Source organism: Oceanospirillum sediminis (genome assembly GCF_014164585.1).
GTDB lineage: Bacteria > Pseudomonadota > Gammaproteobacteria > Pseudomonadales > Halomonadaceae > Oceanospirillum > Oceanospirillum sediminis.
In genome coordinates this window covers 253,805-265,265 of the sequence record NZ_JACJFM010000003.1, presented here as the reverse complement: position 1 = coordinate 265,265, position 11,461 = coordinate 253,805, and the positions used below count along the sequence as shown (strand labels likewise).

At 49.5% G+C, this 11,461-nt stretch carries 10 protein-coding genes; 3 read left to right on the top strand and 7 right to left on the bottom strand.

Annotation, left to right across the window (positions count from 1 at the left end; genetic code table 11):
• Window positions 1-654: 654 nt before the first annotated feature.
• On the top strand, window positions 655-1,020 hold the full coding sequence (locus H4O21_RS04060) for a VOC family protein (protein ID WP_255487120.1): 366 nt from the start codon (window positions 655-657) through the stop codon (window positions 1,018-1,020).
• Window positions 1,021-1,177: 157 nt separating this feature from the next.
• On the opposite strand, the gene H4O21_RS04055 is transcribed toward H4O21_RS04060, so the two are convergent.
• Window positions 1,178-3,745, bottom strand: a complete 2,568-nt coding sequence (locus tag H4O21_RS04055; RefSeq protein ID WP_182807558.1) for a GcvT family protein — start codon at window positions 3,743-3,745, stop codon at window positions 1,178-1,180.
• Window positions 3,746-3,984: 239 nt separating this feature from the next.
• Between H4O21_RS04055 and H4O21_RS04050 the strand changes: the two genes are divergently transcribed.
• Window positions 3,985-4,341 (top strand): PAS domain S-box protein, encoded by a 357-nt coding sequence (locus tag H4O21_RS04050; RefSeq protein ID WP_182807557.1) that lies wholly within the window; start codon window positions 3,985-3,987, stop codon window positions 4,339-4,341.
• A 1-nt stretch (window position 4,342) separates the two neighbouring features.
• Here the strand turns inward: H4O21_RS04050 and H4O21_RS04045 are convergent, their stop codons facing one another.
• On the bottom strand, window positions 4,343-5,212 hold the full coding sequence (locus H4O21_RS04045) for a LysR family transcriptional regulator (protein ID WP_255487119.1): 870 nt from the start codon (window positions 5,210-5,212) through the stop codon (window positions 4,343-4,345).
• A 95-nt stretch (window positions 5,213-5,307) separates the two neighbouring features.
• Between H4O21_RS04045 and H4O21_RS04040 the strand changes: the two genes are divergently transcribed.
• Window positions 5,308-6,021 carry a glutathione S-transferase family protein gene (locus H4O21_RS04040; protein WP_182807555.1) on the top strand — a complete coding sequence of 238 codons (714 nt, stop codon included), beginning with the start codon at window positions 5,308-5,310 and terminating at the stop codon, window positions 6,019-6,021.
• A 96-nt stretch (window positions 6,022-6,117) separates the two neighbouring features.
• Here the strand turns inward: H4O21_RS04040 and H4O21_RS04035 are convergent, their stop codons facing one another.
• The 5 genes from H4O21_RS04035 to H4O21_RS04015 form a co-directional block, all read right to left on the bottom strand.
• Window positions 6,118-7,047: an ABC transporter ATP-binding protein gene (locus H4O21_RS04035; protein ID WP_182807554.1), complete on the bottom strand. Its 930-nt coding sequence runs from the start codon at window positions 7,045-7,047 to the stop codon at window positions 6,118-6,120.
• Window positions 7,048-7,076: 29 nt separating this feature from the next.
• The gene (locus H4O21_RS04030) at window positions 7,077-8,225 is read right to left on the bottom strand and encodes a FecCD family ABC transporter permease (protein ID WP_220495496.1); all 1,149 of its coding nucleotides are present in this window, start codon (window positions 8,223-8,225) and stop codon (window positions 7,077-7,079) included.
• Complete coding sequence (locus H4O21_RS04025; protein ID WP_182807553.1) at window positions 8,215-9,309, bottom strand: FecCD family ABC transporter permease; 1,095 nt, start codon at window positions 9,307-9,309, stop codon at window positions 8,215-8,217. Before H4O21_RS04025 ends, H4O21_RS04030 begins: the two co-directional genes overlap by 11 nt.
• A 5-nt stretch (window positions 9,310-9,314) precedes the next feature.
• A complete protein-coding gene (locus H4O21_RS04020) occupies window positions 9,315-10,379 on the bottom strand; it encodes an ABC transporter substrate-binding protein (RefSeq protein ID WP_220495495.1) in 1,065 nt (354 codons plus the stop codon).
• A gap of 234 nt (window positions 10,380-10,613) precedes the next feature.
• On the bottom strand, window positions 10,614-11,459 hold the full coding sequence (locus H4O21_RS04015) for a thioesterase II family protein (RefSeq protein WP_182807552.1): 846 nt from the start codon (window positions 11,457-11,459) through the stop codon (window positions 10,614-10,616).
• Window positions 11,460-11,461 lie beyond the last annotated feature (2 nt).

The following is an 11,461-nucleotide window of genomic DNA, read 5'->3' as shown; positions in this document are numbered from 1 at the left end:
CTCCACCCTGATTCAGCTGGATATTCATCACCTCCAGAAGCCCCCGATCAGCTGTCAATGGAACTGGTTTATATTTAACCGGACAGCAGTGATGCAGAGTTATCATTTGTTGATGCGTTCGAGGATGTTTCGCCATTACATCCGGTTAATGTAGCAATAATGGCCAGGGACAAAAGGGATTTAGAAAACTGCATTCTTACTACTTCCTTTTTTAGTACTAATAGAATGCATCAGGGAAGATATTTATTCAGGTAAATAGTATCCATACCTTTAATCAGACCTTCCATTATCTGATGCGACATTATTTATCTGCCATTATAGGTAAAAGTTCCACCACCACTGTAAAATAGTGTTCCAAAAAGATAATAAAAAGTTTATTTATATAAATAAATCGTGCATATATTGACTCAAATAAAAAATATTTAGCAACAATTAAAAAACCATCAAACAGTCTTTTAATTATTTAAAAAATAACCATTCATAACCCCGAATATAAATACAACTCATACAAGCCAATAATATGAGCAACATCCCCTTTTCAAGACTATCGATTATTCTTTGTAAGCGCTTAGTTCAGGCATCACAATTCTGCTGACACTCCTTGTCAGCAGGGGCATTTCATAATCTTCCTCCTGTTCAATCAGGAGATCAGAAATGATGAAAATGAACTATTTCGTTGTGGGCACGAACAACTTTGAAGCTTCGGTTAAATTCTACGATGCGCTGTTCGAGCAAACCGAGCTGAGCCAGACATTCTCAACCGACAGAATGGCCTTCTGGCAGGGTAAAGATAAAGATTCGGCCTTTGCGGTTGCGATCCCTTTTGATCAGGAGCCTGCAACGAGTGGTAATGGAACCATGGTAGGTTTCAGCGTGGATTCTGCAGAAGAAGTGACAAGGCTGTACAAGAAGGCGATTGAGTCAGGAGGTACTTGTGAAGGAGAGCCCAATCAGCGCGGACCACGCTTTTCTGCCTATGTACGTGATTTAGACAGAAATAAAATCGTTTTTTCTAATTGATATATCGGATCAATCTCCTTTAAGAGCTGAGACTTTGAAGCACAGCTTTTCAGAGACCAAGAACCACTACATTTAATTAGCAATTAACTGAAACAAATACCGGTTGATCGCAACCGGTATTTGTTCGCTTTGCTTTCGCTGTTTTTCTGCGTTTATTTTACGATTTAGGCTTCAGGTTTTCCGGATCGTACAGACCGTAACAGCCAATCGCTTCGACCACGACCTTATAAGACTCGTCGAAGTATTCGATCTGCAGTTCACGACCTACATCACAGTAGTCTGCTGGCAGGTAGCCCAGGGCGATATTTTTACCCACACTCGGCCCATAACAGATACTGGTGGTGTAAGAGCGACGGCCCTGAGAGTCGATCAGAGTTTCACCGGTGGCAGGGTCGATAATCGGGCAGATGCCTACCGGATAACGGGCAACACCTTTGGCGTCAGTATTTTCCACCATAGTCAACGTACACAGATAAGCCGGTTGCTGTTCACGCTCACGCATGGCGACATAAGGCTCTTTACCGTGGAAATCAGCCGCTTTGACCACACGACGCTCCAGACCGGATTCAACCAGATTATACTCGGTTAACAGGTCAGCATTTTGCAAACGCAGACTCTTCTCCAGACGACGGCTATTAGCATAGGTTTCGATACCAATCGGCGTAACACCGGCAGCATACAGCGCATCCCAGACCGCCAGGCCTTCATCCAGTTTAAAGTGCAGCTCCCAGCCCTGTTCGCCCACGTAAGAAATACGGAAGGCGGAGATGGTCACACCCGCAACGGTAATATCTTTTACTGCTGCAAATGGGAAGTTTTCATTGCTGATGCCATCAGGATCATCCACCAGTTTCGCCAATGTGGTACGGGCGTTTGGCCCCCACAGGCCAATACAGCCAAAGTCGGTACGACGGTCTTCAATGGTGACATTATTGAAGCCTTTGTCTTCCGCCATGCGCTTCATCCAGACAAAGTCACGGTTACCGGCATCACCACCATCAATCACACGGAAATGATCTTCGGCCAGACGCAGTACCGTCAAATCGGCGCGGACGTTACCCTGATTATCCAGGAAGTGAGTGTAGACCCCTTTGCCGTTCGGCGTATCACCAGCTACTTTAGCGACACACAGATACTCCATCAGACCTGCCGCATCAGCACCGGTCACATCGTAGATAGCGAAGTGGCACAGGTTAACCATGCCAACATCTTCTGACATTTTCAGGTGCTCGGCATTGGATACGCGCCAGAAGTGGCGGTTGTCCCATTCGTTTTCCCGCACCGGAATCTTATCACCGTATTCTTCTAACAGATGCTCGTTGCTGGCATAGCCGTGAGCACGCTCCCAGCCTGCGGCTTCCATAAAGTAACCGCCCAGTTCTTTTTCACGCTCCCAGAACGGGCTACGGTGCAGGTCACGGCCTTTAGAGAAGGGCTCGCGGTTATGAACCGGTGGATTGTAGATCTTAAAGGCGGACTCGTAGCAGCGGTCATGGATAAACTGCTTTTCCAGCTGGAACGGGTAGAAACGGGATACATCGATGCTGGAGTGATCAAACTCAGTGACGCCATCGGTCATCCAGTCCGCAACGATTTTACCGATACCCGGACCATCTTTTACCCAGATCGCTTCAGCGTACCATAGGCCACGGACTTTAGCGGACTCACCGACAGAAGGACCGCCATCGGTGGTTACCTGCAACAGGCCGTTAAAGGAGTACTTCTCATCGTAACCCAGCTCGCCCAGAATAGGGGTTAACTCAATAGCGCGCTCCAGAGGGTCCATCACCTCTTCCAGCTCCAGATCACGCTGGGATGGTGACAGACGGGCTTCTTCTTTTTCCAGAATATCCTTTGGATGACACAGGCGAGGTTCACGCTCTTCGTAATAGCCCCATTCCAGCTGACCGCCTTCTGAGGTTTTTGGATCACCGGTGTCGCGCATATAGGCTGAGTTGCCCTGATCACGCAGCAGCGGGTAACCGATCTCTTTTTTAGTATTGGCAAATTCATCAAATGGTTTGAAGAAAGTCAGCGGGTGATCCACTGGCATAATCGGCAGGTCTTCTCCTGCCATCTCAGCGATTAAACGTCCCCACAGACCAGCACAGACGACAACATATTCCGCTTCAATCAGACCACGCGGTGTTTCCACTCCCTTGATACGACCGTCTTCAATTTTCAGTCCGGTACAAGGGGTATTCGCAAAAGTTTGCAGCTTACCGGTCGCGACAGCCATATCCACCAGTTCACCGGATACCGCCTGAGAGCGGGGCACCACAAGACCGGCATCCGGGTCCCAGAGCGCGCCCTGAATCACGTCTTCTTCTAGCAGAGGGAATTTTTCTTTGGCTTCAGCGGTACTGATCATCTCCACCCGGTTACCGAACGCTTTACCGGACGATACGCGACGCTTCAGCTCTTCCATACGCTCATCATCACCCTTACGGGCCACCTCAATACCGCCAATACGCTCGTAACGGCCCATCTTCTCAAAGAAGTCGATACTGTATTTGGTGGTGAAGATGGTCATCTGATCGTGCATGGTGTTAAAGCAGAAATCAGATGCGTGGGCGGTAGAGCCGATATCCGTCGGAATCGCCGATTTATCAATACCGACAATATCATCCCAGCCTCGCTCAATCAGGTGATGGACCACTGACGCACCAACAATACCGCCCTGGCCAACGATGACCACTTTCGCTTTTTGTGGAAACTCTGCCATTACTTTTCTCTCCTGAAAACATTCGGGGGTAACAGCCCTATCCCTGTAAAAAAGATATAAACAAAACAACCACTTTTGCGTTCGGGAAAAGGACTTGCTGTCTTTATTTCTTCACTATGAAACAGACTATTACGTTTCATAGCTGGCCGTGTCCAGATATGGTGCACAGAAAAGGATCAAAAACGACTAAAGGGGATAGAAAAATGTCGCAAACAGCAATATAAGACGGAATAAATATAATGCCATGTAAAATGCAGACAGCCACTATTCAGAAGAAAAAGCATTTCAATCTGTCAGATAATATATACAGAGCTGCCTGCCGAAATGTGCCTGACAATAGCATCAGAAGGCTGAAAGGCTTTTTTTATTATGACGAAAAGGGTCAGTCAGGCTGGGTTCATACCAATAAATGGCCCGTGACAGATCAGTATGGTGATGTGATTGGCTTATTTGGCATCAGTCGGGATGTCACAGAACAATATGAAACCGAGAGACAGAAAAAGATTGCCTCCAGAGTATTTAATAACGTTATGGAGGGCATTATTGTCACAGACTTATCCGGGCGAGTGATAGAAGTTAGTGCCTTCTTTCGTTAGTTCATTCCAGTCGAATAATCTGAGACAGATGCCCGAAAACAGCAGAAACACGGCGCAGGTGTCTGGATTCAGGGTGTGCTAATAGCCAGAGTTCTGTCTGGCATTCGTCCAGTACATCGGTGAGCTGCACCAGATCAGGATAATCTTCAGCAAGAAATAACGGAATAATACCGATACCGAATCCCAGACGAATAAACTCTGTAACGGTCAGGATGCTATCCACCCGATACGCCACATTAGCCTTAGGATAATATCGTTTACGCCAGTGCACAGATGGATGATCCGGCAAGGCTTCATCCGGTGCAATCCAGCAAATCTTATTGTCTATCCGGTCTCCGGCAGCAAGCCCGGATATCTGACTGGCAAATAAAGCCACCCGGATAGGCCCAAGATGCTTGCCAATCAGGTGCTCTGGTGGTGTCCGTGTCGCCCGAAGTGCAATATCCGAATCTCTGCGTGACAGGTTCGCCAGGCGATTGGCTGTTTCCAGTTCAAACTGCAATAAAGGATGAGTCCGGTTCAGCAACGATAACTGCGGAGCCAGCAGGCCATGCAGAATTGTATCGGTTGTTGTGATATGCACACTTCCGGCAATATCTTCCGGTGCCATCTGGGCGGCCGAGCGGGCCGATTCCAGTTCCACTTCTATCGCTTCAGCTTTTTCGGCCAGCTGTAACCCTAATTCCGTCGGACGATATCCCGAACGGGATCTGGAAAACAGGGATTGTCCGATCCCCCGCTCCATCTTCTGAACACAGCGGAAAATAGTAGAAGAATCCACGCCGATTCTCTCAGCCGCCGCTGCCAACGTGCCTCCCCGGTATACGGCCAGTAAAACTTCCAGATCTGAAGCTGTAAGCTTGTATTGCATTTTTGCATTCATAGTTTGCAATTCTACTTATTTTAAATGCAATTTCGCAATACTAGACTGGCCCTGTCAATCATTCCAGTCAGATGGAGCCACATATGCATACTCAACCAGATACTCACTCAGCAAGCACTCAACAAACCATTACTCTGATCTCACACAAATTATGCCCTTACGTTCAACGTGCTGCTATTGTGCTGGCAGAGAAAGGCATTGAATTTGAAAGAGTTTATATTGATCTGGCCAATAAACCGGACTGGTTTCTTAACATATCCCCGTTAGGCAAAACGCCGGTACTGCTCACAGGCCAGCAGGCGATATTCGAATCATCTGCTATCTGTGAATATCTGGATGATGTGTTTAAGCCCGGACTGCATCCGGAAGATCCTGTTACCCGTGCCCGCCACAGAGGCTGGATGGAGTTTGGTAGCTCTGTCCTGAATGCGATCGGAGGTTACTATAATGCGAAAGATGGCGATCGACTGAACCATCAGGCCGGATTAATTCAGCAAAAGTTTGAGCAGCTGGAAGCCGAGATCAGTGATGGCCCTTTTTTTAACGGGCAGCACTTCAGTATGGTGGATGCCGTGTTTGCGCCGGTATTTCGCTATTTTGATCTGTTTGATCAAATCAGTGAGACAGACTTTTTTGCCTCAGCACCTCGCGTCAGACAATGGCGGAATCATCTGAGCCGTTGTGAATCCGTCCAGCATGCCGTAGCAGAAAATTATACTCAAATGCTGGCTGATTTTGTGTTGCAAAGACAGTCCGAATTAAGCAAAAAAATAACGAATGAACTGCTGCCCTCATAGAGTAGTGGTACGCACAGAACAGTGCTGCTACTTAAGCCTGTAGCCGCATCAGAGTACAGGCTTTTGTCAGGTTGCAACGGATATTGGCATCCGGTTTTAACCGGCTTTCTGCATACATTGATTGTCTGTTTTTGAGGGGGGATTACCTGTTGTTGAAGGATTCCCCGTCATTGAGGATGGGGTATCCACATCCTGTCCCGGAAAATGGCTGCTACGGCCAACCGGTAAACCATAAGGCCAGGTTTTATCTCCCTGCTGACGCATCATCAGCTCAACCTGAATCCCGAACACCTGCTGCATCATCTCCGGGGTAATCGCATTAACCGGGGAGTCGTCTGCAATAATGCGCCCTTGCTGCATAGCCAGTATTCTGTCGGAATACTGACTGGCCTGGTTAATATCATGCAGCACCATCACAATAGTCCGCTGATGCTCCCGATTCAGCTGAGCGAGAAGCTCCAGCACTTCCAGCTGATGACCAATATCAAGATAGGTGGTCGGTTCATCCAGCAACAGAATATCGGCCTGTTGTGCCAGTGCCAGCGCAATCCAGCCACGCTGACGTTCACCACCTGACAGGGTATTAAAGCTACGATGGCGCAGCTGATCCATCCCGGTCAGATGTAAAGCCTGTTCAACGGCGTCCAGATCCTGCTGAGTCATTCTTCCGAATAACCCCTGCCAGGCAAAACGACCATGACTGACCAGCTGGTACACACTCAGGTCATCCGGTGCGACCGGGTTTTGCGGTAGCAAGGTCATACGACGGGCCATTGCTTTGCGAGACCAGTGGGGCAGTGGTCTGTTATCCAGAAACACCTGACCGGATGCCGGAGGCAATAAGCCAGCCAGGGCTTTCAGTAGCGTGGATTTACCACAACCATTTGGCCCGATCAGGCAGGTAATTTCCCCTTCTTGCAGAGTCAGCGAAACCTCTGACACCACAGGCGATGCCTCAGACGTTGTACTGGATGCGCTCTGTCCGGATGAATAGCTCAACACCAGGTTTTCTGCAGACAGTGTCATAAAATATTCCTGTTATCGGGGCGCCCCCATTACGGTCGACGCCCACTTTGTTTTTGTAAGAGGTAAAGTAAAACAGGTATGCCAATCACAGTGGTCAGTGCGCCTGCCGGTAATTCCAGCGGACTGAGCAGAGTGCGACTGATTATGTCTGCCCCGGATGAGAGGCAGCCACCGGCCAGCAAGCACACTGAAACCAGATGTTTAATATCACCGCCGACCAGCAGTCGGGATAAGTGAGGAACCACCAGGCCGATAAAGCCCACAGGTCCTGCAACAGCAATAGCACTGGCGGCCAGTATCACCGCCAGAGCAATTGAGAACACACGCCAGCGGGCAACATTAACGCCCATGGAGAGTGCCTGAGATTCATCAAAACGAAGTAGCGATAACGGATGTCTGATCAAATAAAGTGCTGCCAGACCGAGTATGGTCCAGGGGAGTAAGATAAACAGATGGGTAAAGTCCCGTCCGTACAGGCTGCCCGCCAGCCATAAAATTGTGGTTTCTGTTCGACCGCCACCCCAGACGACGACGATCCACATCACGATAGCATTAAGAATGCCACCAATGGCAACACCGTTCAGGGCCAGACGAGCCGGGCTGATACCGGTTTTCATACCCTGATGTTTTTGCGATGACAGATACAGCACCAGGGCCGAAATAACGATACCGCCAACCATAGCAGCCATCGGTAGCCAGGAGAGAGATAACTCAACTGGTGAGTCTTTCAGCAGAGTGGCATTGATCATATCGGAGAGCAGCAACAGGCCGACAATGGCCAGACTGGCTCCGCTGGAGACACCAATCACTCCGGGGTCTGCCAGAGGGTTACGAATCACAGACTGCAGAATCAGGCCCGATAACGCAAAGTGAACACCGACTAACGCCGCCAGTAGCGTTCGGGGGAGTCTCAGGTTCCAGATCACGTCATAAGTAGTGCCTGTTGTGATATTGCCCATCAGAACCGACACAATATCGCTGGCCGCAAGGTTGACTGACCCCAGCAATAGAGACAACACCATCAGTAAAGTCAGTAACAGCAATAACGCCAGTTTTACCAGACGATAATAGCCCGGCGTCCGGTCATGGCCATCTTTTAACCGGCCATTGCTATCCTTTAAAGAGCCAGATGCTGTTGACGCGGGATTACTTTGAGGATGCACGGTATTAGTGGTCATAACCGCCCTGCTTTCTGATCAGGTAAACAAATAAAGGGCCGCCAGTCAGAATGCAGAGAATGCCGACAGGCACTTCCTGTATTCTGGCCACCAGATCAGCCACGCATACCAGGGTCGCACCGACAATAGCAGACAAAGGTAGTAAAATTCTGTGATCCATCTGCAGGGGCTGCGCCGATTCAGCCGCATCTGATAATGAGCTCCGGGATAAGGATTGTTTTAACAACAACTTGACGACATGAGGTGCCACCAGCCCCACAAAGGAGATTGGGCCTGCTACCGCCACCGTAGCGGCAGTCAGTACCACACTGGTCAGGCCCAGAATCAGGCGCCAGCGTTGTACCGGAAAGCCCAGCGCCCGGCTGGTCATATCATCCAGCATCAGCAGATTTAAAGGCCGGGAGAAGATCACTCCCATTCCCAGTCCCAGAAAAACAAATAACCAGAGCTGATCCACATGCTGCCAGGTTCGGTTCAGCAGACTCCCCGCCAGCCAGTAGTAGAGGCCGTTGACATCACTGTCTGCCGACACCAGCAGAAGAGTCAGGCCAGCGGTAAAAAACAGCGCGATACTCATACCCGACAAAGTCAGATGAATCGGATTCAGATGAGTTTTCCAGGCGATTGCAAAGGTCAGAAATCCGGCGGCAAAACCACCTGCCGTACCCATCACCAGCATCGCAGATGGCGGCAGACTCAATACAACAAAGCCCAGTACAATCGCAAAGGATGCCCCGGCACTGACACCCATCAGATCCGGAGTCCCCAGGGGGTTACGGGTGATCGACTGTACAATACATCCCGCCATGCCCAGAGCCGCTCCAGCCAGTAACCCCGTCAACAACCGGGGCATACGCAGTTCCATGATAATGAAACGGGTCATGCTGTCTTCTGATGATGTCAGCGACTGGAACACCGCAGACCAGGAAAACAGTGTGTCTCCCAGTGCTAAAGATGCCAGCCCTGCCAGCATGATAATAAACAGGCATACGACTGGCAGAAGCAGAGAGATTCTCTGGCGTTTTCCCACAGAATGACCGGCACTGACAGTGAAGGTTTTATCCGGGCTTGATAGCTGCGACATAGGATTTATCTTTCTGAAAAGGTCAGCGGTTTAGCCCGTGCCGCATCCGGAATATTATCCGGTGCCGGGAACTGATCGGGATAAAACAGGTGAGCCATTTCTCTCAGTACCATCTCTCTGGCAACCGGGCCATGAGGCATAACGTACTGATCATTAATACGATAGACACGTTTATTCTGAACTGCTTTTAGTCGCTGCCAGACCGGATGATAACTGATAGGAGCCTCATCGCCGGTAAAGGACAAAATCACATCCGGGTTCAATCGCAGCAACCGCTCCATAGACAGTACACTGGAATCCGGTTTTTTCAGAGCAGGTGTCGGTGAGCGTCCCATCGCGTTTTCAACCTTCAGACTCTGCATAATATCGGTGCTCAGATAGTGGTTATAAAATGCGTACAGAGTGTCAGCCCAGTGCCAGATCAGAATGGCGCTGACTTCTCCCGGAGCTTTTTGCTTAAATTCTTCTTTCAGAGCCTGAAAATTCTGATTCAGCGCTTGTCCCTGCTGAGCCTGATCTAACGCTCGGGTAACCGTCATAATGGCCTGTTCAGAATCTTCCTGAGTGACCAGATCAAATGCCAGAAACTGTCCGATCTCTTCAAACTTACTGGCAAAAGGTTCCGTGTACTGGCGCAAGCCAATAATCAGATCCGGATTCAGCTCTGTCAGACGCTCCATATCGGTTTCATGCACTTCGCCCAGGTCTTTCATCCGACTGACCTGATCACCAAGATACGCTGACTGCCGGTGATTCAGTGTGGATAAACCGGTCGCCTGTTGATCCAGTGCCCACATCAGGTCAGCACCAAACACCGAGATAGACGCTACGGATTGCGGCTGTTTCTCGAACGTAATGCTTTTACTCCGATCATCTTGCACGGTCACCGGATAATCTGCCATAGCACTGGATAAGGTGATCAATGACGCCAGAAAAGTAGTCATCAGCATCACTGGCCAGTAAAAGGCGCTGTGGTTATCAGTCATAGCCTGCGAGCTGACCTGAGTAAACGGAGTATGACGCCGGGAGTCGTTTTGCTGTGAATAAGGAATAGGGGCTGACACTTTCATGAACCTCTGAACAGCGGATGAATGAAGTCGGATGTGCAGAAAGCAATTGTGTCTGATGGCAGTAAAACCAGCTACCCGAATCGGGAATATAAGCCCCGCATTTGCGAGTGATGTAAAGACATAAGAGATAATAATAAGGGCAGGGAGAATAAAAAAATGCCCGTCACATGCTCAGTGTCCTGAGTGTGTGACGGGCGTTCTTTTACAGGGCAATGTCCCATAAACAGGTTCAGATCAAGGCAAAGCCCCCCATGCCGGATACTGTACCGCTCCCGAATCTTTTAATAAACGCAGTAATACCGGAATCATCTCCTTGTACTGCTGGCTCAGGTAAAAATGATCACCGGGCCAGGAATGCAACTGAAAATCCCCCTGACTGACATCAGCCCAGGCTTCTGCATCGGCGTAGGTCAACTCGGTATCCTGCTGACCGGTCATGGCAGTAATCGGCATTTCAACCTGCGCCATTGAAGGTACCTGCCCCCCGTAAGTTTCGATCAGACGGTAATCTGTTTTCAGCATCGGCATGATCATATCCGTCAGTTCTGGTACTTCAGCCAGGTAAGTCAGCTGATCATTCAGACGGATAATTTCCTGCAGCAGATCTTTATCCGATCCCTGATGAAAAGCAGAAGGTTGTATCCTGCCAGGGCCTTCGCTGGCCGAGACCACAAGATGACAGGGCAAACGGCGCTGATTCTGTTGCAAGCGCAGACAAAGCTCATAAGCCACTGCCGCCCCCATACTATGACCAAAAATCAGATAGGGCTTCTGAAGTAAATGGGGCTGCATAGACAGACTCTGTTCGATGCCGCTGACCAGATCCTGCATATTATCGATACAGGCTTCTTCCAGTCGTTCTTCCCGTCCGGGATACTGGATCGCAATCAGCTCTGTACCTTGTGGCAGGGCATCTGCCCAGTTGCGAAAGAAACTGGCAGTGCCACCGGCATGAGGCAGACAGAAAATACGCTGATGAACGCTGGCGCTGGTTTTCAGAGTACGGAACCAGGCCCGGTATCGACCGGGCTGGTACTGGCTCTGAGCACCCGCAATACTGGCTGGGGCTTCAGTAAGCATAG